Consider the following 26,592-nt stretch of genomic DNA (forward strand, 5'->3'; position numbering starts at 1 on the left):
ATGAACAATTTTTGGGCGATGTGCATTAATCTTGGCCAAACCCTCCCGGCGTCGGCGTCGTCAGGATGACGGCGTCACCGGCGTCGAGCACGGTCTGGTCGCAAGCCTTCAGCACATCGATTGTGCCGTCGTTGCGGCGGACTTTGGTTGAGCCCACTTCGCCATCGCCGCCGCCGTCCAGGCCTTGCGGCGGCCGGTTGCGATGTGAGGACAGGATGGCGCATTCCATCTTTTCGAGGAAGCGGATCGTCCGCTTGGTGCCGTCGCCGGCGCTCCATTTGCCTTTGCCGCCGGAGCCTTCACGGATGTTGAAATCCTCGAGCAGCACGGGAAAGCGCAGTTCCAGCACTTCCGGATCAGTGAGGCGCGAATTGGTCATGTGGGTGTGGACGCCGGAGGTGCCGGCAAAGCCGCGACCGGAGTTCATCTGCCCGGCCGGCGAGCCGGAGCAGATTGTCTCGTAATACTGGTACTGCTTGTTGCCGAAGGTCAGGTTGTTCATCGTGCCTTGCGCATTGGCCATCGCGCCCATGGCGCCGAACAGCGCGTTGGTGACATGCTGCGAGGTTTCGACATTGCCGGCGACGACGGCGGCGGGGTAGGCGGGCTTCAGCATCGAGCCGTCGGGGATGATGATGTTGATTGGCCGCAGACAGCCGGCATTCATCGGGATCATGTCCTCGACCATGACACGGAAGGCATAGAGCACGGCGGCGCGGGCGACGGGCTCTGGCGCGTTGAAGTTGTTCTTCATCGCGGGCGACGTGCCAGTGAAGTCGACTGTCGCCTCGCGCTTTTGCCGGTCGACGGTGATCTTCACCTTGATGACCTGGCCAGTGTCGGTCGGGTATTCATACTCAGAACTGTCGGGCAGCCGCTGCAGCACGCGGCGCACGCTTTCGGCGGCATTGTCCTGGACATGGCCCATATAGGCTTCGACGACATCGAGGCCGAAATGGGCGACCATCTTGCGCAGTTCCGCCACGCCCTTTTCATTGGCGGCGATCTGCGCCTTGAGGTCGGCTACGTTCTGGTGTGGGTTGCGGGCGGGGTAGGGATGGTTGGTGAGCAGCGTCTGCAGTTCCGCCTCGCGGAATTTTCCACGATCGACGACGCGGAAATTGTCGAACAGCACGCCTTCCTCGTCGACCGTGGTGGCGAGCGGCGTCATAGAGCCAGGGGCAGTGCCGCCGATATCGGCATGGTGGCCGCGCGAGGCGGCCCAGAACAGGATTTCCTTCTTGGCGTCATCGAACACCGGCGTCACCACGGTGATGTCAGGCAGGTGTGTGCCGCCATTGTAGGGTGCGTTCAGCGCAAAGACGTCGCCGGGGTGGATGTCACCGGAGTTCAACCGGATGATGGTTTCGACCGAGCGGTCCATGGAGCCGAGATGCACCGGCATATGCGGTGCGTTGGCGACCAGCGCGCCGTGGCGGTCGAAAACGGCGCAGGAAAAATCCAGCCTTTCCTTGATGTTGACGGAATAGGCGGTGTTCTGCAGCGTGACGCCCATCTGTTCGGCGATCGACATGAAGAGGTTGTTGAAGACCTCCAGCATCACCGGATCTGCTTCAGTGCCGAGGGCAGCCGTGCGCACTTTCCGTTCCGTGCGGCGGATGACGACGTGGTTGAGATTGGTAATTTCGGCCTGCCAGCCCGGCTCGACGACGATGGTCTGGTTCGGCTCGATGATCAAAGCGGGGCCTGGGACCAGGTTGGAGGGGCGCAGGTTTTCGCGACGATGGATGCCGGCTTCATGCCAGCGGCCCTCGGTGTAGATGCGCCGCGTGCCCGAAGCGCCGGCTTCAACCCTTGCCGGTCCGGCCGGAGCAACGGCCTCGGCCCTGGTCTCGGTGACTTCGCTGCCTTCGACGCCAACGGTCTCGACGATCATCGGCTTGTCTTCATAAACGAAACCGAACTGCGCCTTGTGGGCGATTTCGAAATCGCGCCTGGCCTGGAAGATCGAGTCACCGTCGAAATTCACCGGCAGCGTGGTGTCGGTGCCGTCATAGCGGATGTGCAGCACCGGCTTTGCGGCAACCTTGTCCTCGCCGATGCCTTGCGCCGCGAGTTCGGCGATGACGGCCCTTTTCAACGAGGCAATGAGGCTGCCGATCTCGGTCCTGGACTCTTCGGCAAGCGGCTTGAGCAGCGCCTGCTGGCGCGACGCGAAAACGGACGACAGGCCGATGCCATAGGCCGACAGCAGGCCGGAGAAGGGGTGGATCAGCACCGCCTCCATGCCAAGCGCATCGGCAACCAGGCAGGCATGCTGGCCACCGGCGCCGCCAAAACAGTTCAGAAGATATTCGGTGACGTCATAGCCGCGCTGGACGGAGATCTTCTTGATGGCGTTGGCCATGTTCTCGACGGCGATGGTGACAAAGCCTTCGGCGACGGCTTCGGGCGTGCGGCCATCGCCGATTTCGGCGGCAAGCGTGGTGAATTTCTTGCGCACCGCTGTCACATCCAGCGGCTGGTCCTGGCCGAGGCCGAAAATCGCTGGGAAGAAATCGGGCTGCAATTTGCCCAGCATCACATTGGCGTCGGTGACGGCGAGCGGGCCACCGCGTCTATAGGCGGCAGGTCCGGGATTGGCGCCGGCGGAATCCGGCCCGGCGCGGAAGCGGCCGGCTTCGTAATGCAGGATCGAGCCGCCGCCGGCGGCGACGGTATGGATGCGCATCATCGGAGCGCGGATGCGCACGCCGGCAACCTCGGTATCGAAGGCGCGTTCATAGTCGCCGTCATAGTGGGCGACATCGGTCGAGGTGCCGCCCATGTCGAAGCCGATGACTTTCTCGAAGCCGGCAAGCTTCGCCGTCTCGACCATGCCGACGACGCCGCCGGCCGGACCGGACAACAGCGCATCCTTACCCTGGAACATGTCGGCAGCGGTGAGCCCGCCCGACGACATCATGAACATCAGCCGAGGGGATTGGCCAATCTCCCCCCTCGTGGGGGAGATGCCCGGCAGGGCAGAGGGGAGCGTGACAGAGTGAGGCGCTGGTGGGGCGGTGCCTAGTTCTCCCGCCACGCTTTGCACATAGCGCGACAGGATCGGCGAGAGATAGGCATCGACCACGGTGGTGTCGCCGCGGCCGACCAGTTTGATCAGCGGCGAGACTTCGTGGCTGACCGAAATCTGCGAAAAGCCGATCTTGCGGCAGACTTTCGCCACAGCCTTTTCGTGGTCGGGGTATTTCCAGGCATGCATGAAGACGATCGCCACCGCATCGATGCCGTCGGCGCGGGCCTGTTCGATGGCGGGACGGCAGGCGGCTATGTCGAGCAAGCGCTCGACATCACCATTGGCGCGCACGCGCTCGTTGATCTCGATGACCCGCTCATAGAGCTGCTCGGGAAGGATGATCTCCTTGGCGAAGATATCCGGCCGCGCCTGGTAGGCGATCTTCAGTGCATCGCGAAAGCCTTTGGTGACGAGCAAAAGCACACGGTCGCCCTTGCGCTCCAAAAGCGCGTTGGTGGCGACGGTGGTGCCCATTTTGATGTCGCCTATCAGGCCAGACGGAATGGCGGCGCCGGATTTCAGGCCGAGCAACTCGCGGATTCCGGCTATGGCCGCGTCGGGGTAGGCCTCGGGGTTTTCCGACAGGAGTTTCCTGGGATGCAACCCGCCTTGCGGGTCGCGCCCGATCACGTCGGTAAAAGTGCCGCCGCGATCGATCCAGAAGTCCCATTTCTTGTCCACGCAGAGCTCCGGCATTGCATTTGGTTTCAGACTGTTAGTGTGCCATCGCTTTGCCTGCAATCACCGCTCTGGATGTTACATCAGGAAACGCAACGTTACGAAACTCATGGCCGTCTGATGCATTTCCTCTTCGACCGTTCACCGCAATGTGAGCGTGTGTTGAAGGAGAGATGTCATGAAAAAGCTCATTCTTGCTTCCGTTTCCGCCTTGGCCCTGCTCGGCGTTGCCGCCTGCAGCGACAGCGGCACGGATAACACCACCACCCAGAGCACCAATCCGCCGGCCGCCGAACAGCCGATGCAACCGGCAAATCCCGATACTCCGAAGCCTGCTGAACCGGCTCCGGCAACACCTGCTCCTGCCGCCCCCGCGCAGTAGCAGCAGTCTCGGTCACTTTGATGTGACGGGAGAGGAGGCCGGCTTCGCGCCGGCCTTCCGGCGTTTAGGGCCAGCCGGGCGGTTTCGTGGGCTATAATCGGCTAATTCCTGTGATTTGCGATATGGCACGTCGGTTGTTTGCGTAAATCGATCCACCCTGCGGCACTGTCTCGGCTTGATAGCGGTGGCCGGCCGCCCTAATAAGCGCTGATGTCGATTTGGGATCGCCTCGGCGAGTTCATCACCCGCGTTTCTTCTTCAGCCACTTCCGGCGTTGCCGAAGTGGTCGAAGCCGTGCGCACGGTTTTCTCCGGCGACCCGGATCTACGCCGGCGCGTTGCCTTCTCGGTGGCGATGATTGCGCTGTCGGCCAAGATGGCCAAGGCCGATGGTATCGTCACCCAGGACGAGGTGCGCGCCTTCCAGGAAATATTCGAGGTGCCGAGAGAGCAGACCCGCAACGTGGCGCGGCTCTACGATCTGGCCAAGCGCGACGTGGCCGGGTTCGAGACCTATGCCGAGCAGATGGCGCGGATGTGCGGTTCTGGCCATTCGAACTGCGTCATGCTGGAAGACATACTCGACGGGCTGTTCCACATCGCCAAGGCCGATGGGCTGGTGCATGAACGCGAAGGCATCTTCCTGCACCGTATTGCCGAGATTTTCCGCATCGACGAGGCGCATTACGAATCGATCATGGCCAGGCACGTCAATCTCGGCGCCGGCGATCCCTATGTCGTGCTCGGCATCGAGCGCGGCAAGCCGTTCGACGAGGTCAAGAAGCGATATCGCAAGCTGGTCTCCGACAATCATCCCGACCGGCTGATCGCGCGTGGCCTGCCGCAGGAGTTCATCAAGATCGCGACGACCAGGGTCGCGGCGATCAACGCGGCCTACGAGATGATCGAGCGGGGCCTCAGGCACGCATGAGCGGTTTCCTGCCCGACGAGCCAGGCGCCGAGGTCAGGGTATCGCCGAATTTCGGCCAGCGGCGCGTGACGCTCAGGCCTGACATGATCGTGCTGCACTATACCGGAATGGCGACGGGTGCTGCCGCCGAAGCCTGGCTGTGCGACTCCGCCAGCGAAGTCTCGTCGCACTACCTCGTCCACGAAGATGGCCGCATCATCCAGATGGTACGCGAGAGCGACCGCGCCTGGCATGCCGGCGCAAGCTCCTGGTTCGGGCGCACCGACATCAACTCCTGCTCGGTCGGCATCGAAATCGTCAATCCCGGCCATTCGCTTGGTTATTCGGCTTTTCCCAAGCGGCAGATCGAGGCGGTGATCGGGCTCTGCAAGGGGATCATCGGGCGGCATTCCGTCGCGGCACAAAGGGTGCTCGCCCATTCCGACATCGCGCCGGGGCGCAAGATCGATCCGGGCGAGAAATTCCCCTGGAGGGCACTGTTTGCGGCCGGGGTCGGCCATCTCGTGCCTGCGTCGCCGATCCGGCGCGGCCCGGTGCTGAAAGCCGGCGATACCGGCGCCGAGGTCGAGGCGTTGCAGTCGATGCTGGCGCTCTATGGCTATGGCGTCGAGATATCCGGCGCCTTCGACCGCCAGACCGAAATCGTCGTCGAAGCGTTTCAGCGGCATTTCCGGCCGCGGCTGGTCAATGGCATCGCCGACGGCTCGACGATCCGCACGCTGCAAAGCCTGCTGACTTCCCTTAGGTCAGCTGCGTCTAAATAATCTTTTCCTGATATTCAAGTTACCAGCCTGTCACTGAAAGTGAATTGCCTCGCCTTGTTCGACACCAATTCGGCCCTCAAAGGCAGTTCGTGCAAGTTATCAGGCCTTCATCCCCCCGGAAGTCCCGATATTGATTAGGCGTTGCTGCGTGAAGATCTTCGCGCGGCCCAGACAGAACAGGACCACATGCAGAAATTGACCGTTGTAACGGCAGCTATTGCTGCCGGCGTGATGACTTTTGCCTTCAGCGCGGCCGATGCCGCACCACTAAGCCAGAGGGCAGACCAGGGCTTCTTCACCGCACCCGCCAAAACCGCCCCCGCCAAAACCGCCATGACGAAAGCGAACCCAACAGCAAAAAGGGCAACCACCGCAAAAGTGCAGAAAGCAGCGGTGGTGAAGGCCAGAAAAGCGACGGCCAAAAGGCATCTGAAGCGCGGCAGGAAAAGCGTCGACCGGACGACGACCGCGTCGATCGGTCCAAGCACCGCGGCGGAATCGACGGCGGCGGCCGCCCTTGGCGGCCAATATTCGGCGATCATTGCCCGCTATGCGGCGGCCGAAGGCGTGCCGGTGTCGCTGGCCAAGGCAGTCATCAAGATCGAGAGCAACTACCGGCCGAATATCGTCGGCAGCGCGGGCGAAATCGGCCTGATGCAGATCAAGCCGGCCACGGCGCGGATGATGGGCTATAGCGGCTCGACCAAGGGTCTGTTCAATCCCGACACCAACATCAAATACGGCATGAAGTATCTCGCCATGGCGCGCAACCTCGGCGGCGGCACGACCTGCGGCACGATCCTGAAATACAATGCCGGCCATGCCGCGACGCGGATGAACCCGGTGTCGGCCGCCTATTGCGGCAAGGTCAAGGTGCAGATGGCAGCCCTTGGATCTCCCGCATAAGTCTGCTTTTTCATTTGCGTTTTGGAACGTGAACCCCTTTATACGCTCTGCCAGCTGGCCGGGCGGCCGCACCCGCAAAGCCGAAAGGCTGCGGGTGAGGAAAGTCCGGGCTCCATGGGAACACGGTGCCGGTTAATGGCCGGCGGGGGCGACCCCAGGGAAAGTGCCACAGAAAGCAAACCGCCACGATTTATCGGGGTAAGGGTGAAAGGGTGGGGTAAGAGCCCACCGCGCGACTGGCAACAGGAGCGGCACGGTAAACCCCACCGGGAGCAAGACCGAATAGGGACGGTGCGAGGGGAAACCTTCGAGGGCTGTTTCCGGCCCACCGTCCGGGTAGGTTGCGTGAGGCGCATGGCAACATGCGCCCAAGATGAATGGCCGCCACGTTCTCGCTCCGCAAGGGGCGAGGGCCATACAAAACCCGGCTTACAGGCCAGCTGGCAATTCTGCACAATATCGCGATTAATCCTTTGAGATCAGCAGGCTGCGCCTTTGGGCGCAGCTGTCGATTCATGTGCTTCAGCAATTGAACCAACCGCGCGGGTGGGCTGAGAGCCATGGCGTTCTTGAAGCTGGTGCGATTAAATCGTACCATGACCATCGTGGTGGATGGATCAGGAGCACGTCATGGGTCATGTCGACAAACGCAGTATCACGCTTTCGCCGGAACTGGCGGCGGCCGTCGACGATGTCGTGGCCGCCGGCGAATATGCCTCGGCCAGTGAAGTGATTCGTGACGCGCTCCGGCAATGGAAAGACCGCCGCGACCTGCTCGGCTATACGGTCGAGGAACTGCGCAAGCTGGTTCAGGAGGGGATCGACAGCGGGCCTGGACGGTTTGCCTCGATGGATGAGATCAAGGCGGAAGGGCATCTGTTCATGGAGCGCTTGCGGGCCAAATATGCTGCGATGACTGCGGTAGGCGACTCTCAGAAGTGAGACACTAGCTATCGCTTCAGAGGTTGGCGCTGCCCCTCATCCCCCTGCCGGGACCTTCTCCCCGTATAGCGACGGGGAGAAGGGGTTGGCCGCAACGTCGGCCCTTTTCTACAGTCTGGGAAATTGGCGAAACCGTCAAAGAGAGCGCCTTTCTCCCCGTTCTCCACGGGGAGAAATGTCCGGCAGGACAATGAGGGGCGGCGCTGATGCCGGTCAATCTCAAGGACATCACGTCTAGCGCTTCAAGCCCCGATCTTGTCCAGCGATGCCTCGATCGCCTGCCAGAGTTCTTCCGCCGGTTCGCAGCCCACCGACAGGCGCACGAAGCCGGGCGGAACGGCATCGCCGCGCTTGGCGCGCCGTTCGGCGGAAGTGTGGACGCCGCCGAAGGAGGTTGCCGCCTGCATCAGCGTGCAGTTGTTGATGAAATCCTCGGCCTTGTCCTCGGAGGCGAGTTCGAAGGAGACGAGAAAACCGAAGCGCTCCATCTGGGCGCGGGCGAGGTTGTGCGACGGGTCGCCTTCCAGCCCGGGATAGCGCAGGCCGCTCACCGCGTGATGGTTTTTCAGACGCTTCGCGATAACCTCGGCGGAAGTGCACATGCGGTCGAAGCGTACGTCCAGCGTCTCCAGGCCGCGATGCACCAGCCATGCCTCGAACGGCCCGGGAATGCCGCCGGCGGTCTCGCGCCAGCCGGTGACGGCGGCGATGATGTCGGGGTTGCGGCTCGCGACATGGCCGAACAGCACGTCGGAATGACCATTGGCCGCCTTGGTGTCGGCTGCAACGACGATGTCGGCGCCGAGATCGAGCGGACGCTGGCCGAATGGCGTCATCGTCGTATTGTCGACGACGACCATCGCGCCCGCCCGGTGGGCGGCTTCGGCGACGGCTGTGATGTCGCAGATGTCCAGTCGCGGATTTGACGGGGTCTCCACATAGACAAGGCGATAGCCGTCGAAGCCGCCGTCGAGGAAGGTCGATGTCGGTCTAAGATCATAGGCGATGCCGAACGGCTTGAGGAAACGTTCGGCCAGCGCCCGCGTGGCGTGATAGCCGTCCGAAGGCAAAAGGACGCGGTCGCCTGTTTTCAGCAGGCCAAAGAACACCGCCGAGATCGCCGCCATTCCCGAGGGAAAGCCGACGCAAGGCGCGTCTTCCAGATGCGCCAGCATGTGCTCGACCGCGTCCCAGGTGGCGTTGCTGTAACGGCCATACTGGCTGTAGCCGGCGCCATCGCCCGGGTTGTGGAAAATGGCGGCCATGGTCAGGGGCAACGGGATGGGATCGCCTTTGGCAAGCCCGTCGCGACGCAGATGGGCAAGGGACGCCGCGCGTGACCTGGCTGTTTCGGGCATGGATTTTCAAACCTCGTTGCTGAGCGGAAAGACGGGCTGACGCTATGCGCGGCAGCGGTGCATCGCAAGCCGCCTCCGGTTGGGCCAAGCCCGCTCTAAACCCTTCGTTAGGCTTAATGGGAGATAAAGACGGGAGCGTCGTCAAAGCTGCTCTCACCGGTTGTGGCGCGCGCGTTTGTGAAGCCTGATCCCGTTGACGCCCATAGTGCCCCATGATATCCCATTTCGATACCAAAGCCTTCGTTCCGCGTCAGGGTAAAGCGTACGCCAATCGGGCAGCCGCAGCGGCTGTGCGTTTGCAGGGTTTTGCTGTTGGGACCGAAGCAGATTTTCGGCAGGGGACGCGCTTCGGCGCGGACGAAAACATGGAGAGGGGTGCGGCGGCGGAAGCGGCTGTAGCGTGTCATGGACCGGTTTCTGTCAAGCGCGGTGAACAGGATCGATGCGAAGGGGCGGGTCTCCGTTCCGGCGCATTTCCGCGCGGTCGTGCAGAAGCGTGGCTATTCGGAGCTCTATGCGCTGCGTGGCCTGGACGTTCCGGTGATGGATGTCGGCGGTCTCGATTTGCTCGACCGCTACGAGCAGCGCATCGCGCTGGAAGACCCCTTTTTGCAGACGGCGGACGACATGTCGTTCTTCTGCCATGGCGACGGGACGTTCCTGAAACTCGACCAGGACGGCCGCATCACGATGAGCGATTTCATCCGCGAACATACGGGCATCACGAGCGAAGTGGCCTTTGTCGGCCGCGGCAATTTCTTTCAAGTTTGGGAACCGGGGCGGCTTGCCGCCTATGGAGCGCAGGCGCGCGCCCGGCTTTTGCAGCTTCGGCAGGGGACGAAGCCTGGGGAGCGACCGGAATGATGGCGGATCACGGCGATGATATCAGCGCCGTTGGCGGATCGGTCCGCCACATTCCGGTCCTCCTTGCCGAAGTGCTGGAAGCGCTCTCGCCCAAAGTCGGCGATGTGATCGTCGACGGCACGTTCGGCGCGGGTGGCTACACCAAGGCGATCCTGGCAAGCGGCGCCTCGGTGGTGGCGATCGATCGCGATCCGGACGCCATTGCTGCTGGACGCAGCCTGGAACAGCAATCGGGCGGCAGGCTGAGGCTGGTGCAAGCGCCGTTCTCGACGCTGGACGAGCAGGTCGAAAGCGCCGACGGCGTGGTGCTCGACATCGGCATTTCCTCCATGCAAGTCGACCAGGCCGAGCGCGGCTTTTCGTTCCGCGCCGACGGGCCGCTCGACATGCGCATGGCGCAGGCCGGTTTGAGCGCCGCCGATGTCGTCAATTCGTTCAAGACGGGCGATCTCGCCCGCATCTTCGGTTTCCTTGGCGAGGAGCGCAACGCCGGCCGCATCGCCCGCATGATCGAGAGCCGCCGCGAAAAACGTCCGTTCGAGCGCACGCTCGACCTTGCCGACGCCATCGAGACGCATATCGGCCGCGCGCCGAAAGACAAGATCCATCCGGCCACCCGCGTCTTCCAGGCGCTGCGCATTTTCGTCAACGATGAACTGGGCGAACTGGCCAAGGCCCTGGTCGCCTCCGAGCGCGTGCTGAAGCCCGGCGGGCGGCTTGCCGTGGTGACATTCCATTCGCTGGAAGACCGTATCGTCAAGCGCTTCATCGCCGACCGTGCCGACGCGGTGACCGGCTCGCGTCATATGCCCGAGGCGCATGCACGCAGCGCGACCTTCCGCAAGGCCGGTGGCGGCGTCACGCCCGGTGATGCCGAAATATCCGCCAATCCGCGGGCGCGCTCGGCCAGACTGCGCGCTGCCATCCGCACCGAGGCGCCGGCGCGCGCCGGCGATCTTTCGATTTTCGGCCTTCCAAAGCTTCCCGGCATCCAGGCGCCGCGAGAGAGGTGAATAAGTGTTTCGAACCAGCGACATAGTCCTGATCGCCGTCATGGTCTCGGCCGCGGCCCTGACCTATAAGGCCAAGCGCGAGGCCGAGGAACAACTGGCTTCGGTGCAGAAGATCGAAGCGCAAATCCGCTACGAGGAGGACACGATCGACCTGCTCAAGGCCGACTGGAGCCTGCTGACCCAGCCGTCGCGCCTGCAAAAGCTGGCTGAAACCTACAAATCGCAGCTCGCACTCGAGCCGGTCAATGCGCGGCAGATCGTCGGGATCGACGATCTTCCGGCAAAACCGCTCAACATCGAGGACCTGTCGTCGCAACGGCTTGGCGGCATGGCGGACAATTCCGGCAAAGGACCAGCCGACGGCAAGGATCCCGTGGTGACCGGAGCCATCGTCCAATGACCATCGGGTTTCCAACGAGCGCCAGACTTCCGTCGATCGGCAAATTGCTGAAGCGCCGCGCAAGGACCGGTGAGGACGGCTCGATCGTCGTCGAGGGCGCGCGCAAGGCGACCGGCGGCAAGGCCAAGACCCGCATCATCATGACGATGGCGGTGTTTTTCGGCATCTATTCGACCATCGCCGGGCGGCTGGTCTATCTCGGTTTCCAGTCCCCCGACATGTCGGGCGGGCCGCAAAGCCGGGTGACGGCGTCGCGTCCCGACATCGTCGACCGCAACGGCGAGGTGCTGGCGACCGACATCAAGACGGCGTCGCTGTTTGCCGAGCCGCGCCGCATCGTCGATGCCGACGAGGCGATCGAGAAGCTGTCGACCATTTTGCCTGATATCGACCCCGAGCAGACCTACCACAAGCTGAAGAGCGGCGCCGGCTTCGTCTGGCTGCAGCGGCAGCTGACGCCCAAGCAGCAGGCCGACATCATGCAGCTCGGCATTCCCGGTATCGGCTTTCGCACCGAAAAGCGCCGCTTCTATCCGGCCGGCGTGACCTCGTCCTACATTGTCGGCCTCACCAACATCGACAATCAGGGCATCTCCGGCATGGAGAAATACATCGACGAGCAGGGGCTGAGCGACCTGCAGGCGTCGGGGCTTGCGATCGCCAAGGATCTGAAGCCGGTGCAGCTGTCGATCGATCTGCGCGTCCAGCATGTGGTGCGCGACGAGATCGCCGCCGGCCTGGAGCGCTACCGCGCCATGGGCGCCGGCGCCGTCGTGCTCAACATCAAGACCGGCGAAGTGGTGGCGATGGCCTCGGTGCCGGATTTCGATCCGAACAACCCCTTCAATGCACAGGACAAGGATCGGCTGAACCGTATGTCGGCCGGCCTCTACGAGATGGGCTCTACGTTCAAGAGCTTTACCTCGGCTATGGCGCTCGATTCCGGCAAGGCTAACATGAACAGCCGTTTCGACGCGTCACACCCGATCCGTGTCGGCCATCAGGCCATCCACGATTTCCATGGCAAGAACCGCGTGCTGTCATTGCCGGAGGTGTTCCTTTACTCCTCCAACATCGGATCGGCCCGTGAGGCCGAAATGGTCGGCATCGAGGGGCACCGCGAATTCCTGCATCGCCTTGGCCTTTTGGACAGGATGCAGACCGAACTGCCTGAAGTCGCCCGCCCGACCGAGCCGAAGGTCTGGAAGCAGGTCAACTCCTTCACCATCGCGTTCGGCCATGGCGTGTCGACGACACCGCTGCAGGCCGCTGTCGGCTGCGCGGCTCTGATGCAGGGCTACCTGATCCCGCCGACTTTCCTGGTCCGCAGCGAGCAGGATGCCATGGCGGTGGCCAAGAGAGTGGTCAGCGAAAAGACTGTGGAGGGCATGCGCTACCTCTACACGCTCAATGCCGAGAAAGGCTCGGCCAGAAACGCCAGGGCCCCCGGCTACCGCGTTGGCGGCAAGACTGGAACGGCCGAGAAGGTCATCAATGGCCGCTACTCGAAGGAACTGAATTTCAACACCTTCGTCGCTGCCTTCCCGATGGACGATCCGCAGTATCTGGTGTTTACGATCGCCGACGCCCCGCACCCGGAAAAGCCTGGTATGACCGACGTCGCCGCCAACAATGCGGGTGTTATGGCCGGAAACATCATCAGGCGGGCAGCCGCCATGCTTGGCGTGAAGCCAGATTTCAGCCATGAAAATGCTGCAACGCTGGTTTCCTATCAGTGATTCTTAGGGGCGCGCCGGCAACTGCGCGCTATTTTGTTGAGATAAACGGGGTTCGATGCACCTGAGAGATTTAGCCGGTATCCTGCCTGTCGAGGGAACAGCTTCCCGCGATCTGGAGGTAACCGGGATTTCGTCGGATTCCCGTCAGGTAAGGCCGGGCGTCGTCTTTTTCGCGCTCGCCGGCAGCAAGGCGGATGGTGCTGCCTATGCCGCCGATGCGGCTAGGCGCGGCGCGGCGGCGATCGTTGTGGGCAAAGCCAGTTCCGTTACCGGCCTGTCTGTCCCGGTTCTCGCTGTCGATGACCCTCGCTTGGCGCTGGCGCTGAGTGCCGCGCGCTTCTTCGGCAAGCAGCCGGAGACCATGGTCGCGGTGACCGGCACCGCGGGCAAGACTTCGGTCGCAGCCTTCGTCAGGCAGATCTGGGGGCAGGCCGGCTTTGCCGCGGCGTCGATCGGCACCACCGGCGTGGTGGCGCCGGGCCGCAACGACTACGGGTCGCTGACCACGCCCGATCCTGTGGCCTTACACCAGCTGCTCAAGGAATTGGCTGAGGCCGGTGTTACCCATGCCTCGATGGAAGCCTCCAGCCACGGTCTCGACCAGCGCCGCCTCGACGGCGTCAAGCTCGCTGCCGGCGGCTTCACCAATCTCGGCCGCGACCACATGGATTACCATCCGACGGTCGAGGACTACCATCGCGCCAAATTGCGCCTGCTCGATACGCTGCTGCCGAAAGGCGCGCCGGCCGTCATTTTTGCCGACGATCCGTGGTCTGCGCCGACGATCAAGGCAGCGCAGACAGCGGGGCTCAATGTGCTGACGGTCGGCCGCCATGGCGATTTCCTGCGCCTGAAGCGGGTCGAGCACGAGCGCCATCGCCAGCGCGCCGAGGTGGAAGCCGACGGCGTGCTCTACGAGATCGACCTGCCGCTGGCTGGCGACTTCCAGATCGCCAATGCCCTGGTTTCGGCAGGCCTAGCGATTTCCACTGGAACACCAGTCGCCAAGGCCTTGATGGCATTGGAGAAACTCCAGGGCGCGCCGGGCCGGCTCGATCTTGTCGGCGCGACCGCGAACGGCGCGCCGGTCTATGTCGATTATGCCCACAAGCCGGATGCGCTGGAAAATGTGCTTGCCGCGGTGCGCCCGTTCACCACTGGCCGCGTCATCGTCGTGTTCGGCTGCGGCGGCGACCGCGACCGGGGCAAGCGGCCGATCATGGGCGAGATCGCCACGCGGCTCGCCGATGTCGTCATCGTCACCGACGACAATCCGCGCTCAGAGGTTCCGGAAACCATCCGCGCCGCGATTTTGGCGGCCGCGCCCGGCGCCATCGAGATCGGCGACCGCCGCAAGGCGATCCACGAAGCGGTCGCCATGCTGAAGGCCGGCGACACGCTGATCGTTGCCGGCAAGGGCCATGAAGAAGGCCAGACCATCGGCGCCGAGACATTTCCTTTCTCTGATCATGAGGAAGTCCGCTCTGCGTTGCGGGAGCGGGCCGCATGAGCGTGCTGTGGACCGCCGATGCGCTGGTCGACGCCATGGGCGGACGGCCGCTCGGGCCGATGCCGGAGGGCATATCGGGGATCTCGATCGACAGCCGCAGCCTGCAGCCGGGCGATGCTTTCTTCGCCATCAAGGGCGAGGCGATGGATGGCCATGATTTTGCGACCGCGGCGATCAAGGCCGGCGCCGGCGTGCTGGTTGTCGCCGAAGGAAAATTGCCGTCGCTCGGGCGGCTGACGGCGCCGATGATCGTCGTGCAGGATGTGCTGGCGGCTCTAGAGAAACTCGGTGTTGCCGCCCGCGCGCGCTCCAAGGCGAAAATTATCGCGGTGACCGGCTCGGCCGGCAAGACCACCACAAAGGAAGCGCTGCGCCATGTGCTGTCGGCCGTCGGCAAGGTGCATGCCTCGGCGCAGTCGTTCAACAACCACTGGGGCGTGCCGCTGACCTTGGCGCGCATGCCCGACGATTGCGACTACGCGGTGTTCGAGATCGGCATGAACCATCCCGGCGAGATTCGGCCGCTGGTCAAGATGGTCCGGCCGCATGTCGCCATCGTCACGCTGATCGCCGCCGCTCATCTCGGCTTCTTCAAAAATCTCGACGAGATCGCCAAGGCCAAGGCCGAGATTTTTGAAGGGATCGAGCCCGGCGGTGCTGCATTGCTCAACCGCGATGATGGGCGCTGGAAGCTGCTCGACAAAATGGCACGCGCGGCCGGCGTCGAACATGTCTTCGGCTTCGGCGAAAATGCGCGCTCGACCTACAAGCTCACCAAATGTGAGCTGCATGCCGATCATTCCGACATCACCGCCAGGATCGGCGGGCAGGATGTGACCGCTCGCATCGGCGCGCCCGGCCGCCACATGGTGCAGAATGTGCTAGCCGTACTAGGCGCGGCGCATCTCGCTGAAGCCGACATCGGCAAGGTGGCGGAGGCGCTGGCCGATCTCTCTGCCGAGCGCGGCCGCGGCAAGCGCCATGTGCTGCGTCATCCCAAGGGACCGATCACGCTGATCGACGAAAGCTACAACGCCAATCCGGCATCGATGGCTGCTGCCATGGCGCTGCTCAACGCGACGCCTGTCACGGGCGAGGGCCGGCGCATCGCCGTGCTCGGTGACATGCTCGAGCTCGGCGACCATTCGGCCAAGCTCCATGCCGCCCTAGCCGAATTGATCGTCGGCACCGGGACGCAGACGGTCTTTCTCGGCGGTCCGGAAATGCAGGCGCTGGCCGATGTGCTGCCCGCCGAGATTGCGACGGAATACCGCCCAGGCGCCGAAGAGCTGAAGCCACTGCTGTTGTCGGCGCTGAAGGCCGGTGACGTGGTGATGATCAAATCGTCGAAAGGCATCGGCTTTTCAAAACTGGTCGAGGCCTTGCTCGGCAAATATCCGGCGGAAGCCGCAGGCACGAAACAGAACTAGTTCCGGGAGACGGAATCGCATGTTTACATTGCTCGTCGATTTTGCGGACAAGATCTCTGTCTTCAATGTCTTCCGCTACATAACCTTCCGCACCGGCGGCGCGCTGATCACCTCGGCGCTGATCGTCTTCATCTTCGGGCCGACCATCATCAATTCGCTTCGGCTCAGGCAAGGCAAGGGCCAGCCGATCCGCGCCGACGGGCCGCAGACGCATTTCAAGAAGGCCGGCACGCCGACCATGGGCGGGCTGATGATCCTGTGCGGCATCGTCGGCTCGTCGCTTTTATGGGCGAACCTCTCCAGCATCTATGTCTGGGTGGTGCTTCTGGTGACGCTGGGCTTCGGCTCGATCGGCTTTTACGACGACTATCTCAAGGTGACGAAGCAGTCGCATCTCGGCTTTTCCGGCAAGGCGCGGTTGGCGCTGGAATTCGTCATCGCCGGCATTGCGGCCTGGGCGATCATGCACAATGGCCAGGCGCCGTTCTCCTCGTCGCTGACTTTCCCCTTCGCCAAGGAATTCATCATCAATCTCGGCTGGTTCTTCGTGCCGTTCTCTTGCTTCGTCATCGTCGGCGCCGGCAATGCGGTGAATTTGACCGATGGCCTCGACGGGCTGGCAATCGTGCCGATCATGATCGCCGCGGCCTCCTTCGGCGTCATCGCCTATCTCTCTGGCAATGCTGTCTTCGCCGAATATCTGCAGATCCATTTCGTGCCCGGCACCGGCGAACTGGCCGTCGTGCTCGGCGCTGTCATCGGCGCCGGCCTTGGCTTCCTCTGGTTCAACGCGCCGCCGGCGGCAATCTTCATGGGCGACACTGGTTCGCTGGCCATGGGCGGCCTGATCGGCACCGTCGCGGTCGCCACCAAGCACGAGATCGTGCTGGTCATTGTCGGCGGCTTGTTTGTCGTCGAAATCCTGTCGGTCATCATCCAGGTCGGCTACTTCAAGATGACCGGCAAGCGCGTCTTCCTGATGGCGCCGATCCACCACCATTTCGAAAAACTCGGCTGGACTGAAAGCCAGGTGGTGATCCGCTTCTGGATCATCGCCGTCATCCTGGCGCTGGTCGGCCTGTCGACCCTCAAGCTGAGATAGGAGCCCGCTTGATCCCCGCCGAATCCTTTTCGGGCAAACGCGTTTCGCTCTTCGGGCTCGGTGGCTCGGGGATCGCCACGGCGCGCGCGCTGATCGAAGGCGGGGCCGACGTGCTTGCCTGGGACGACAATCCCGACAGCGTCGCCAAGGCCGCGGGCCAAGGCATTGCGACCGCCGATCTGCGCGGCGCCGACTGGGCGAAATTTTCGGCCTTTGTGCTGTCGCCGGGCGTGCCGCTGACGCATCCGAAACCACACTGGACGGTGGAGTTGGCGCGTGGCGCCGGCGTCGAGGTGATCGGTGATATCGAATTGTTCTGCCGCGAGCGGATCGCGCGCGCGCCGACGGCACCGTTCATTGCCATCACCGGAACCAACGGCAAGTCGACGACGACAGCGCTGACCGCGCATATCCTGAAATCGGCCGGGCGCGACACGCAGATGGGCGGCAATATCGGCCGCGCCATCATGACGCTCGACCCGCCGCAGCCGGACCGGCATTACGTCGTCGAATGCTCCTCCTATCAGATCGATCTCGCGCCCTCGATCAACCCGACGGCCGGCATCCTGCTCAACCTGACGCCCGACCATCTCGACCGCCACGGCACCATGCAGCATTACGCCTCGATCAAGGAGCGGCTGGTCGCCGGCAGCGAGACGGCGATCGTCGGCGTCGACGACAGCTGGTGCGCGCAGATCGCCGACCGGCTGGAGCGGGCGGGCAGGCAGGTGATCCGCATCTCCAAGCGGCTGCCGCTGACCGATGGTTATTTCGCCGATGGCACCGATCTGATGGAAGCCGTGCATGGCCGCTACAGCCGCGTCGCGTTCCTCGAAGGCATAGGGTCGCTGCGCGGCCAGCACAATGCGCAGAACGCATTGGCCGCTGTCGCCGCCTGCCTCAAGGTGGGCTTAAGCCTCGGCGAGATACAGGCGGGGCTCGAGAGCTTTCCCGGGCTGGCGCATCGCATGGAGCAGGTCGGCCGCAAGGATCATGTGCTGTTCGTCAACGATTCCAAGGCGACCAATGCAGACGCGGCAGCACCGGCGCTTTCGAGCTTTTCGCGCATCTACTGGATCGCCGGCGGGCTGCCCAAGGAAGGCGGCATAGAGCCGCTGCGCGGGTTCTTTCCGCGCATCGCCAAGGCCTATCTGATCGGCGAGGCGGCGCCTGCTTTTTCGGCGACGCTCGGCGAGGCCGTGCCCTATGAAATCTCGGGCACGCTGGCCGCTGCGGTCGACCATGCCGCTCAGGATGCGGCCAAGGACGATAGCGGCGAGGCGGTGGTGCTGTTGTCGCCGGCCTGCGCCAGTTTCGACCAGTTCAAGAATTTCGAAGTTCGCGGCGAAGCCTTCAGGCAAGCTGCGAATGCTATAGATGGCGTCAAACCCATCGGAGGGGCACGATAATGCAAAGCCGTCTCGACAAAAGCCCGGTTGCAACCTGGTGGTGGACGATCGATCGCTGGTTTCTGGCGGCATTCCTGTCGCTGATGGGGCTAGGCATCGTCTTGTCCTTCGCGGCAAGCCCGGCGGTGGCCGAACGCATCGGCCTCGACAGTTTCCACTTTGCCACCCGGCAGATCATCTTCACCGTGCCGGCGCTCGGCGTGATGCTGGCCGTGTCCTTCCTTGAATCGCGGCAGATCCGGCGCATGGCGCTGATCATCCTGGGCATCATGCTGGTGCTGATGGTGGCCGTGCTCTACATCGGCGTCGAGGTGAAAGGCGCGCGGCGCTGGGTGTCGTTTGTCGGCATGTCGATCCAGCCATCGGAATTCCTGAAGCCCGCCTTCGTCATCGTCTGCGCCTGGCTGTTTGCCGAACACAAGCGCCAGCCGGACATTCCCGGCAATCTGTTTGCGCTGCTGCTGCTGATCCTGGTCATCTCGCTTTTGGTGGCGCAGCCTGATCTCGGCCAGACCATGCTGGTGACCGGCACCTGGGGCGTCATGTTCTTCATGGCCGGCCTGCCATGGCTGTGGATCATCGCGCTTGGCGCCACTGGCGCCAGCGGCCTGTTTGCCGCCTATACTGTATTTCCGCACGTCGCCGCCCGCATCGACAAATTCCTGACTGGCGAAGGCGACACGTTCCAGGTCGATATGGGTCGCGAGGCGCTGATCAACGGCCACTGGTTCGGTGTCGGGCCGGGCGAGGGCACTGTCAAGCGCGTCATCCCCGACGCGCATGCCGACTTCGTGTTCTCGGTCGCCGGCGAAGAGTTCGGGTTGATCATGTGCTTCTTCATCATGTCTATCTTCGCCTTCATCGTGCTGCGCGGCCTCAACACCGCTCTCAAGGAGCATGACGATTTCACCCGCTATGCCGTCGGCGGCCTCGTCACAGTGTTCGGCCTGCAGTCGGTCATCAATATGTGCGTCAACCTGCAGCTGATGCCGGCCAAGGGCATGACGCTGCCATTCATCTCGTATGGCGGCTCCTCGCAGATCGCCATTGCCATCTCGATGGGCATGGTGCTGGCGCTGACGCGCAAGCGACCGGAAAAGCGCAAGCAGATGGGCTTTGCCTTGTCGCAGCGCGCCTTGCCGGCGGAGTGACATGGCGCGGGGTGTCATTCTTCTCGCGGCGGGCGGAACCGGTGGACATCTGTTTCCGGCCGAGGCGCTGGCGCATGAACTGATCGAGCGCGGCTGGAGCGTGCATCTGGCAACGGACGACCGCGCCGAGCGGTTTGCCGGCCATTTCCCGGCCGCCGCCATCCATCCAATCCAGTCGGCAACGATGGGTTCGAAAAACCCTGTCGCACTGCTTGGCGCTTTCTGGAAGATCTGGCGTGGCGTGCGCCAGGCTTCCGCCGTCATCGCCAGGATCAAGCCGGATGCGGTTGTCGGCTTCGGCGGCTATCCGACCTTGCCGCCGCTCTATGCCGCGACACGGCGCAAAGTGCCGACGCTGATCCATGAGCAGAATGCGGTGATGGGGCGCGCCAACCGGGCGCTGTCCGGCCGCGTCGACGCCATTGCCGGCGGCTTCCTGCCGCAGGATGAAAGTGTCGTCGGCGCCAAGACGGTGACGACCGGCAACCCGGTCCGGCCGCCAATCCTGGAGGCGGCAAAGACGCCCTACAATGCATCCGCCGGGGAGGAGCCGTTCCGGCTCTTGGTGTTCGGCGGCAGCCAGGGCGCGCAGTTCTTTTCCGATGCTATGCCGGGTGCGATTGGCCTGCTGCCGGACGCACAACGCAAGCGGCTGGTGATCACCCAGCAGGCGCGTGCCGACGATGTGGCGCGGGTGAAGGCTGGCTATGCAGCACTTGGCGTCCATGTCGAGGTCTCGCCCTTCTTCACCGACATGGCACAGCGCATGGCGACGGCGCATCTGGTGATCTCGCGCTCCGGCGCCTCGACGGTCTCGGAAATCGCTGTCATCGGCCGGCCGGCGCTGCTGGTGCCTTATCCCTATGCGCTCGACCACGACCAGGCGGCAAATGCAGCCGCCCTTGCCGCCGCTGGAGGGGGCGAGGTGCATCCGCAATCCTCGCTGTCGCCGGAGCGCATCGCAGCCCTCATTGGCGGTCTGATGGACAATCCCGAACGGCTGGCGGCCATGGCTGCCGGCGCCAAATCGGCCGGCAGGCCAGACGCTGCACGGTTGCTCGCCGATCTCACAGAGGCTATTGCGTCCAGAAAAACCGTATCGGATTTCAGGAAAGGGACGCATTGATGAAGATGCCGGAGACCATCGGCCTTGTGCATTTCATCGGCATTGGCGGTATCGGCATGAGCGGCATTGCCGAGGTGCTGCACAATCTCGGCTACAAGGTGCAGGGCTCCGACCAGGCCGACAGCGCCAATGTGCAGCGGCTGCGCGACAAGGGCATCGAATGCTTCGTCGGCCACAAGGCCGAGAATATCGGCGCTGCAGAAGTGGTGGTCGTGTCGACCGCGATCAAGAAATCCAATCCCGAGTTGAAGGCCGCGCGGGAGAAGTTGCTCCCAATTGTTCGCCGCGCCGAGATGTTGGCCGAATTGATGCGCTTCCGCCAAGCGGTGGCGATTGGCGGCACGCATGGCAAGACGACGACGACCTCGATGGTGGCGACGCTGCTCGACGCCGGCGGGCTCGACCCGACGGTGATCAATGGCGGCATCATCAATGCCTATGGCACCAATGCGCGCATGGGTGACGGCGAGTGGATGGTGGTCGAGGCCGATGAAAGTGACGGCACCTTCCTCAAATTGCCTGCCGAAATCGCCGTCGTCACCAACATCGATCCTGAGCATCTCGACCACTATGGCAGCTTCGACAAGGTGCGCGAGGCTTTCCGCCAGTTCGTCGAGAACGTGCCGTTCTACGGCTTTGGCGTGATGTGCACCGACCACCCGGAAGTGCAGGCGCTGGTCAGCCGCATCGAGGACCGCCGCGTCATCACCTATGGCGAGAATGCCCAGGCCGATGTGCGCTTCACCAACCATCGCATGGCCGGTGCGGCAAGCGAATTCGACGTGGTGATCCGCGACCGCAAGACCGGCAGCCAGACGACGATATCGGACCTGCGCCTGCCCATGCCCGGCCGCCACAACGTCTCCAACGCGACCGCGGCCATCGCGGTCGCGCATGAACTCGGCCTGTCGGCTGAGGCGATCAAGAAGGGACTGTCGTCCTTTGCCGGCGTCAAGCGGCGTTTTACCCACACCGGCTCGTGGAACGGCGTCGAAATCTTCGACGATTACGGCCATCACCCGGTCGAGATAACAGCGGTGCTGAAGGCGGCGCGCAGCGCCACCAAGGGCCGCGTCATTGCCATCGCGCAACCGCACCGCTTTACCCGGCTGCACGATCTGTTCGACGAATTCTCGGTCTGCTTCAACGATGCCGACACGGTTATGCTGGCGCCGGTCTATGCGGCGGGCGAGGAGCCGATCGATGGCGTCACCTCGGAGGCGCTGGTGTCGCGCATCCGCTCCGGTGGTCACCGCGACGCGCGTTACATAGATGGTCCGACTGCAATCGCCCCAGCCATTCGCGAGTTGGCCAAGCCCGGAGACTTCGTCGTCTTCCTCGGCGCCGGCAACATCACCCAATGGGCCTATGCGCTGCCCAGGGAACTCGGCGGTGCGGTCTCATGATGCGCGGCCAGGACCTGCTCGACAAACTTGGCGACGGGCTTGCCGGCCTGCGCGGCCGGCTGACGCCCAACGCCGAGATGGACAAGATCACCTGGTTCCGTGCCGGCGGTCTGGCCGAGGTGCTGTTCCAGCCCGCAGACGAGGAAGACCTTGCCGCCTTCCTGCGCGCGGTGCCGGAGGAGATCCCGCTCACCGTCGTTGGCGTCGGCTCCAACCTCCTGGTGCGCGACGGCGGCATTTCGGGTTTCGTCATCAGGCTTTCGGCCAAGGGCTTTGGCGAGGCCGAGGTGGTTTCGCCGATCCGCGTCAAGGCGGGCGCGGCGACGCCGGACAAGCGCGTTGCCGCCGTCACCTATGAGGCCGGCATTGGCGGCTTTCATTTCTACCACGGCATTCCCGGCGCCATCGGCGGGGCGCTCAGGATGAATGCCGGCGCCAACGGTGTCGAGACGCGCGAGCGCGTCGTCGAGGTGCGGGCGCTCGACCGCAAGGGCAATCTGCACACGCTGAGCAATCAGGACATGGGCTATGCCTATCGTCACTCGGCAGCACCTGCGGGGTTGATCTTCACCTCCGCCATTTTCGAAGGTGTTCTGGAAGACAAGGTGGCGATCAAGGCAGCCATGGACGCCGTCCAGACGCATCGCGAGACGGTGCAGCCGATCCGCGAGAAGACTGGCGGCTCGACCTTCAAGAATCCGGAAGGCACCTCGGCCTGGAAGGAGATCGACAAGGCAGGCTGCCGTGGGCTGATGATTGGCGGCGCGCAGATGTCGCCGATGCACTGCAACTTCATGATCAACACCGGAACCGCGACCGGCTACGATCTCGAATATCTCGGCGAGACGGTGCGCGCTCGCGTGCTTGTAAATTCCGGCATAAGGCTGCAGTGGGAAATCAAGCGCCTCGGCAATTTCCGCCCCGGCCATGCCGTGCAGGAGTTCCTCGGACAGCTCCTTTAGCGCGAGCTGAAGTTCATGTGATGCTTGAACTTCAAAAGGCCTGAAACAACAGCGCGACCGTTGCTCGAAAGACTCACAGCGTGCTTTTTGCCGCCGTTTTCGCGGAAAGTGAATCTGTCGGAATCATAAGCACTTGCCAGCGAATCAACTCTCTGATTCTCTGCCCTAAAGCGTTTCCTGATTTGAGTCGTTCGACGCGTCGACCGCGTTTTCCGTCTGGGGGGCAACCTGCCGGGAGACTCGGACTCAATCTGGCCGCTGAATGCGTGGTTTGCGGGCCCGCCGTGAGAGGGGATGACGGGAAATGAAGAACAAGCATGTGGCTGTCCTCCTGGGCGGATTCTCGTCGGAGCGGCCCGTGTCTCTGTCTTCGGGAAAGGCGTGTGCGGATGCGCTTGAGAATGAAGGCTACCAGGTTACCCGCGTCGATGTTGCGCGCGATGTCGGTGCCGTGCTTGCCGAACTCAAGCCCGATGTTGTCTTCAACGCATTGCATGGCCCGTTCGGTGAAGACGGCACCATCCAGGGCATCCTCGAATATCTCGCTATTCCCTACACCCATTCGGGCGTGCTCGCCTCGGCGCTCGCCATGAACAAGGAGCAGGCAAAGAAGGTCGCCAAGGCCGCCGGCATCGCGGTGGCGGAATCGAAGGTCGCCAGCCGCTTCGCCATCCAGAACAAGCATCCGATGAAGCCGCCCTATGTGGTCAAGCCGGTCAACGAAGGCTCAAGCTTCGGCGTCGTCATCGTGCATGAAGGGCAGTCACATCCGCCGCAGGTCATCGGTTCGTCCGAATGGAAATATGGCGAGACCGTCATGGTCGAGCGCTACATCCATGGCCGCGAGTTGACCTGCGCCGTCATGGGCGATGTGGCGCTTGGCGTCTGCGAGATCATTCCGACCGGCCATTCCTTCTACGACTACGATTCAAAATACGTCGCCGGCGGATCAAAACACGAAATCCCTGCTAAAATTTCACCGAATATTTACCAAAAAATACAGACACTGGCGCTCAAGGCACATCTGGCCATCGGCTGTCGGGGCGTTTCCCGGTCGGACTTCCGCTATGACGATCGTCACTCCGAAAACGGCGAAATTGTCTGGCTCGAGATCAACACTCAGCCCGGCATGACGCCGACGTCTTTGGTGCCTGAAATCGCCGCCCAAGCGGGGCATTCATTCGGCGATCTGTTGAGTTGGATGGTGGAGGACGCTTCGTGTCTGCGTTGAAATGGGGGCAGGACAAGGGCAGGGGCGGCGCCGGGCCGGTGCTGTTCGGCATGCCGTTGTCGTTCGACCATTTCGTGCTGCCGCGCGTGCTGCGCCGGCCGGTGCGGGTGCTGGCGCGCCTGGGTGGCGGCGACTTCGTCGCGCCGCGCTTTTCCGCGGCCATCCTGTCTGCTTCGCTCATTGCATCAAGCAGCCTCTATGGCGCCGTTCTCGGTGGCCATGCCGACGACATCGTCCAGGGCATCACCGCCCGCACCGGCTTTGCCGTTGATCAGATCAAGGTGGTCGGCAACCGCCAAACCTCGGAGATCGACATACTGGACCGGCTTGAACTCGATGGCTGGACGTCGCTGATCGGCTTCGATGCCGAGGCAGCGCGTGAACGTATCGATACGCTGCCCTGGGTCGAAGTGGCGGCCGTGCGCAAGGTCTATCCGCATACGCTGGAAGTGCGCGTCGAGGAGCGTGAGCCGTTCGCGCTCTGGCAGCAGGGTTCAGAGCTTTCGGTCATCGAGCGCTCCGGCGCGGTGATCGCGCCGTTCTCGGGTGGCAAGCAGGCTTTGCTGCCGCTGATCATCGGCACCGGTGCGCCGGCCAAGGCGCCCGACTTCCTGGCCAAGATCAAGAAATTTCCCGAGCTCGCGGCGCGGGTCAAAGGCTATATCCGCATCGGCGAACGGCGCTGGGACCTGAAACTGGAAAACGGCATAACGATCAAGCTGCCCGAGGATGGCGAAGATCAGGCGATCGCCGATCTGGTCCGCATGGATCATGACAACGGGCTTCTGACGCGCGATATCGCTGCCGTCGACATGCGCATCTCCGACCGTCTTGTCGTGCAGCTGACGCCGGAAGCGGCGACGCAGCGCCAGGCCGCGCTTAACGAAAAGCCTCAGAATCTGAAGCGCAAGTCGGGGACGAAGATATGAGCTGGCTTGGCGGCAACAGCGATGCGTCTTCGCGCCGTTCCGGCACGCTCACCGTGCTGGATGTCGGCTCGAGCAAGGTTTGCTGCGTGGTGGCGAAGCTGAAGCCGCGCGAGGACGGCAAGCTTTTGCGTGGCCGCTCGCATCGCATCCAGGTGATCGGCATCGGCCATCAGAAATCGCAGGGCGTGAAGTCGGGCGTGGTCGTCGATCTCGACCGTGCCGAGCATGCCATCCGCCTGTCCGTCGACGCCGCCGAGCGGATGGCGGGACTGACGGTGGACTCGCTGATCGTCAACATGACGGCCGGCCGGCTGAAGAGCGAAACCTATTCCGCCACCATCAACCTCGGTGGCCATCAGGCCGACGAGGCCGACATCAAGCGCGTGCTTGCCGCCGGCGCCAAGCAGGCGCTCAAGGCCGAGCGCGACGTGATCCATTCGCTGCCGGTCGGCTTTTCGCTGGACGCCGAGCGCGGCGTGCGCGATCCGCGCGGCATGGTCGGCGATCAACTTGGCGTCGACATGCATGTGCTGACGGGTGACGCAGCACCGCTGCGCAATCTCGAGCTCTGCATCAACCGTTCGCATCTGTCGGTCGAGCGCATGGTGGCGACGCCCTATGCCAGCGGGCTTGCGGCGCTTGTCGACGACGAACTCGAAATGGGCGCGGCCTGCATCGACATGGGCGGCGGCACGACGACGATCTCGGTGTTTTCGGAAGGCAAGTTCGTGCATGGCGACGCCATTGCCATCGGCGGCAATCATGTGACGCTGGATATGGCCAAGGGCCTGTCGACGTCGCTCGACGCCGCCGAACGGCTGAAGGTGATGCATGGCTCGGCGCTGCCCGGCAGTGCCGACGACCGCGACCTGGTCTCGATCCAGCCGATCGGCGAGGAAGGCGAGATGCCGCTGCAGATCCCGCGCTCGGTGATGACGCGCATCATCCGCGCCCGCATCGACGAGACGCTGGAACTCCTGCGCGACCGGCTGAACAAGTCCGGCTACGGAAATGCCGTGGGAAAACGCGTCGTGCTGACCGGCGGCGCAAGCCAGCTTGCAGGCCTGCCGGAAGCGGCGCGCCGGATTCTGGGACGCAATGTGCGCATCGGCCGCCCGCTCGGCGTGGCCGGCCTGCCGGAAGCCGCCAAGGGGCCGGCTTTCTCGACGGCGGTCGGACTGCTGATCTACCCGCAGATGGCGAGCTTCGAGAGCCATCCGGCGAAAGGAATTTCCGGTCTCAGGATGACCGGAACGGGCGGAAAACTGCATCGCATGAGTCAGTGGTTGAGAGACAGTTTCTAATTGACGGGGACAGCCCCAT

The 26,592-nt window shown here is 63.3% G+C and carries 23 protein-coding genes and 1 other RNA gene; 21 read left to right on the plus strand and 3 right to left on the minus strand.

The features are described 5' to 3' along the window. Window positions 1–25: 25 nt before the first annotated feature. A complete protein-coding gene (locus tag H0241_RS01910; protein WP_181055738.1) occupies window positions 26–3,718 on the minus strand; it encodes a hydantoinase B/oxoprolinase family protein in 3,693 nt (1,230 codons plus the stop codon). A gap of 175 nt (window positions 3,719–3,893) precedes the next feature. Here H0241_RS01910 and H0241_RS01915 point away from each other — a divergent pair, with 175 nt between their 5' ends. The 6 genes from H0241_RS01915 to H0241_RS01940 all read left to right on the plus strand — a co-directional run bounded on the left by H0241_RS01915 (window position 3,894) and on the right by H0241_RS01940 (window position 7,639). Then, window positions 3,894–4,097 (plus strand): hypothetical protein, encoded by a 204-nt coding sequence (locus H0241_RS01915; RefSeq protein WP_181055739.1) that lies wholly within the window; start codon window positions 3,894–3,896, stop codon window positions 4,095–4,097. A 210-nt stretch (window positions 4,098–4,307) separates the two neighbouring features. Next, the gene (locus tag H0241_RS01920; protein WP_181055740.1) at window positions 4,308–5,027 is read left to right on the plus strand and encodes a J domain-containing protein; all 720 of its coding nucleotides are present in this window, start codon (window positions 4,308–4,310) and stop codon (window positions 5,025–5,027) included. After that, a complete protein-coding gene (locus H0241_RS01925) occupies window positions 5,024–5,791 on the plus strand; it encodes an N-acetylmuramoyl-L-alanine amidase (protein WP_181055741.1) in 768 nt (255 codons plus the stop codon). The genes H0241_RS01920 and H0241_RS01925 overlap by 4 nt, the downstream gene beginning before the upstream one ends. A gap of 186 nt (window positions 5,792–5,977) precedes the next feature. Next, a complete protein-coding gene (locus H0241_RS01930; protein WP_181055742.1) occupies window positions 5,978–6,697 on the plus strand; it encodes a lytic transglycosylase domain-containing protein in 720 nt (239 codons plus the stop codon). A gap of 50 nt (window positions 6,698–6,747) precedes the next feature. Continuing rightward, window positions 6,748–7,145: RNase P RNA component class A (gene rnpB, locus H0241_RS01935), an RNA gene on the plus strand. Between the two features lie 182 nt (window positions 7,146–7,327). Beyond that, a complete protein-coding gene (locus H0241_RS01940; RefSeq protein WP_181055743.1) occupies window positions 7,328–7,639 on the plus strand; it encodes a type II toxin-antitoxin system ParD family antitoxin in 312 nt (103 codons plus the stop codon). Between the two features lie 242 nt (window positions 7,640–7,881). Here the strand turns inward: H0241_RS01940 and H0241_RS01945 are convergent, their stop codons facing one another. Continuing rightward, window positions 7,882–8,997 carry a cystathionine gamma-lyase gene (locus tag H0241_RS01945; RefSeq protein ID WP_181055744.1) on the minus strand — a complete coding sequence of 372 codons (1,116 nt, stop codon included), beginning with the start codon at window positions 8,995–8,997 and terminating at the stop codon, window positions 7,882–7,884. 113 nt (window positions 8,998–9,110) lie between these two features. Continuing rightward, entirely contained in the window at window positions 9,111–9,404 is a 294-nt protein-coding gene (locus H0241_RS01950) for a hypothetical protein (RefSeq protein ID WP_181055745.1), read from the minus strand. Between H0241_RS01950 and mraZ the strand changes: the two genes are divergently transcribed. The 15 genes from mraZ (at window position 9,403) to ftsA (ending at window position 26,573) form a co-directional block, all read left to right on the plus strand. Beyond that, window positions 9,403–9,861, plus strand: a complete 459-nt coding sequence (mraZ, locus tag H0241_RS01955; protein WP_181055746.1) for a division/cell wall cluster transcriptional repressor MraZ — start codon at window positions 9,403–9,405, stop codon at window positions 9,859–9,861. The two genes, H0241_RS01950 and mraZ, sit on opposite strands and share 2 nt — an antisense overlap. Continuing rightward, window positions 9,858–10,874: a 16S rRNA (cytosine(1402)-N(4))-methyltransferase RsmH gene (rsmH, locus tag H0241_RS01960; protein ID WP_181055747.1), complete on the plus strand. Its 1,017-nt coding sequence runs from the start codon at window positions 9,858–9,860 to the stop codon at window positions 10,872–10,874. Before mraZ ends, rsmH begins: the two co-directional genes overlap by 4 nt. Before the next feature lie 4 nt (window positions 10,875–10,878). Continuing rightward, window positions 10,879–11,274 (plus strand): cell division protein FtsL, encoded by a 396-nt coding sequence (gene ftsL, locus H0241_RS01965; protein ID WP_181055748.1) that lies wholly within the window; start codon window positions 10,879–10,881, stop codon window positions 11,272–11,274. Continuing rightward, on the plus strand, window positions 11,271–13,013 hold the full coding sequence (locus H0241_RS01970; protein ID WP_181055749.1) for a peptidoglycan D,D-transpeptidase FtsI family protein: 1,743 nt from the start codon (window positions 11,271–11,273) through the stop codon (window positions 13,011–13,013). Before ftsL ends, H0241_RS01970 begins: the two co-directional genes overlap by 4 nt. A 55-nt stretch (window positions 13,014–13,068) precedes the next feature. Further along, window positions 13,069–14,523, plus strand: a complete 1,455-nt coding sequence (locus tag H0241_RS01975) for a UDP-N-acetylmuramoyl-L-alanyl-D-glutamate--2,6-diaminopimelate ligase (RefSeq protein WP_181055750.1) — start codon at window positions 13,069–13,071, stop codon at window positions 14,521–14,523. Continuing rightward, complete coding sequence (locus H0241_RS01980) at window positions 14,520–15,953, plus strand: UDP-N-acetylmuramoylalanyl-D-glutamyl-2,6-diaminopimelate--D-alanyl-D-alanine ligase (protein ID WP_181055751.1); 1,434 nt, start codon at window positions 14,520–14,522, stop codon at window positions 15,951–15,953. Before H0241_RS01975 ends, H0241_RS01980 begins: the two co-directional genes overlap by 4 nt. A 19-nt stretch (window positions 15,954–15,972) precedes the next feature. Then, entirely contained in the window at window positions 15,973–17,055 is a 1,083-nt protein-coding gene (mraY, locus tag H0241_RS01985) for a phospho-N-acetylmuramoyl-pentapeptide-transferase (protein WP_181055752.1), read from the plus strand. 8 nt (window positions 17,056–17,063) lie between these two features. Further along, complete coding sequence (murD, locus tag H0241_RS01990) at window positions 17,064–18,464, plus strand: UDP-N-acetylmuramoyl-L-alanine--D-glutamate ligase (protein ID WP_181055753.1); 1,401 nt, start codon at window positions 17,064–17,066, stop codon at window positions 18,462–18,464. Then, complete coding sequence (gene ftsW, locus H0241_RS01995) at window positions 18,464–19,615, plus strand: putative lipid II flippase FtsW (protein ID WP_181055754.1); 1,152 nt, start codon at window positions 18,464–18,466, stop codon at window positions 19,613–19,615. The genes murD and ftsW overlap by 1 nt, the downstream gene beginning before the upstream one ends. A gap of 1 nt (window position 19,616) precedes the next feature. Further along, complete coding sequence (gene murG / locus H0241_RS02000; RefSeq protein ID WP_181055755.1) at window positions 19,617–20,741, plus strand: undecaprenyldiphospho-muramoylpentapeptide beta-N-acetylglucosaminyltransferase; 1,125 nt, start codon at window positions 19,617–19,619, stop codon at window positions 20,739–20,741. Then, entirely contained in the window at window positions 20,741–22,147 is a 1,407-nt protein-coding gene (murC, locus tag H0241_RS02005) for a UDP-N-acetylmuramate--L-alanine ligase (protein ID WP_181055756.1), read from the plus strand. Before murG ends, murC begins: the two co-directional genes overlap by 1 nt. Continuing rightward, a complete protein-coding gene (gene murB / locus H0241_RS02010; protein ID WP_181055757.1) occupies window positions 22,144–23,109 on the plus strand; it encodes a UDP-N-acetylmuramate dehydrogenase in 966 nt (321 codons plus the stop codon). Before murC ends, murB begins: the two co-directional genes overlap by 4 nt. A gap of 304 nt (window positions 23,110–23,413) precedes the next feature. Continuing rightward, a complete protein-coding gene (locus tag H0241_RS02015; protein WP_181055758.1) occupies window positions 23,414–24,340 on the plus strand; it encodes a D-alanine--D-alanine ligase in 927 nt (308 codons plus the stop codon). After that, complete coding sequence (locus tag H0241_RS02020; RefSeq protein ID WP_181055759.1) at window positions 24,328–25,269, plus strand: cell division protein FtsQ/DivIB; 942 nt, start codon at window positions 24,328–24,330, stop codon at window positions 25,267–25,269. The genes H0241_RS02015 and H0241_RS02020 overlap by 13 nt, the downstream gene beginning before the upstream one ends. Next, window positions 25,266–26,573 (plus strand): cell division protein FtsA, encoded by a 1,308-nt coding sequence (ftsA, locus tag H0241_RS02025; RefSeq protein WP_112560390.1) that lies wholly within the window; start codon window positions 25,266–25,268, stop codon window positions 26,571–26,573. The genes H0241_RS02020 and ftsA overlap by 4 nt, the downstream gene beginning before the upstream one ends. The last annotated feature ends 19 nt before the right edge of the window (window positions 26,574–26,592 follow it).

The organism is Mesorhizobium neociceri (assembly GCF_013520985.1).
Taxonomy (GTDB): Bacteria; Pseudomonadota; Alphaproteobacteria; order Rhizobiales; family Rhizobiaceae; genus Mesorhizobium; species Mesorhizobium neociceri.

Bases quoted from the DNA above. Each gene is read 5' to 3' on its own strand.
- H0241_RS01915 (WP_181055739.1), top strand. From the start codon at position 3,894: ATGAAAAAGCTCATTCTTGCTTCCGTTTCCGCCTTGGCCCTGCTCGGC.
- H0241_RS01920 (WP_181055740.1), top strand. From the start codon at position 4,308: ATGTCGATTTGGGATCGCCTCGGCGAGTTCATCACCCGCGTTTCTTCT.
- H0241_RS01925 (WP_181055741.1), top strand. From the start codon at position 5,024: ATGAGCGGTTTCCTGCCCGACGAGCCAGGCGCCGAGGTCAGGGTATCG.
- H0241_RS01930 (WP_181055742.1), top strand. From the start codon at position 5,978: ATGCAGAAATTGACCGTTGTAACGGCAGCTATTGCTGCCGGCGTGATG.
- H0241_RS01940 (WP_181055743.1), top strand. From the start codon at position 7,328: ATGGGTCATGTCGACAAACGCAGTATCACGCTTTCGCCGGAACTGGCG.
- H0241_RS01945 (WP_181055744.1), bottom strand. From the start codon at position 8,997: ATGCCCGAAACAGCCAGGTCACGCGCGGCGTCCCTTGCCCATCTGCGT.
- mraZ (WP_181055746.1), top strand. From the start codon at position 9,403: ATGGACCGGTTTCTGTCAAGCGCGGTGAACAGGATCGATGCGAAGGGG.
- H0241_RS01950 (WP_181055745.1), bottom strand. From the start codon at position 9,404: ATGACACGCTACAGCCGCTTCCGCCGCCGCACCCCTCTCCATGTTTTC.
- rsmH (WP_181055747.1), top strand. From the start codon at position 9,858: ATGATGGCGGATCACGGCGATGATATCAGCGCCGTTGGCGGATCGGTC.
- H0241_RS01970 (WP_181055749.1), top strand. From the start codon at position 11,271: ATGACCATCGGGTTTCCAACGAGCGCCAGACTTCCGTCGATCGGCAAA.
- H0241_RS01975 (WP_181055750.1), top strand. From the start codon at position 13,069: ATGCACCTGAGAGATTTAGCCGGTATCCTGCCTGTCGAGGGAACAGCT.
- H0241_RS01980 (WP_181055751.1), top strand. From the start codon at position 14,520: ATGAGCGTGCTGTGGACCGCCGATGCGCTGGTCGACGCCATGGGCGGA.
- mraY (WP_181055752.1), top strand. From the start codon at position 15,973: ATGTTTACATTGCTCGTCGATTTTGCGGACAAGATCTCTGTCTTCAAT.
- ftsW (WP_181055754.1), top strand. From the start codon at position 18,464: ATGCAAAGCCGTCTCGACAAAAGCCCGGTTGCAACCTGGTGGTGGACG.
- murG (WP_181055755.1), top strand. From the start codon at position 19,617: ATGGCGCGGGGTGTCATTCTTCTCGCGGCGGGCGGAACCGGTGGACAT.
- murC (WP_181055756.1), top strand. From the start codon at position 20,741: ATGAAGATGCCGGAGACCATCGGCCTTGTGCATTTCATCGGCATTGGC.
- murB (WP_181055757.1), top strand. From the start codon at position 22,144: ATGATGCGCGGCCAGGACCTGCTCGACAAACTTGGCGACGGGCTTGCC.
- H0241_RS02015 (WP_181055758.1), top strand. From the start codon at position 23,414: ATGAAGAACAAGCATGTGGCTGTCCTCCTGGGCGGATTCTCGTCGGAG.
- ftsA (WP_112560390.1), top strand. From the start codon at position 25,266: ATGAGCTGGCTTGGCGGCAACAGCGATGCGTCTTCGCGCCGTTCCGGC.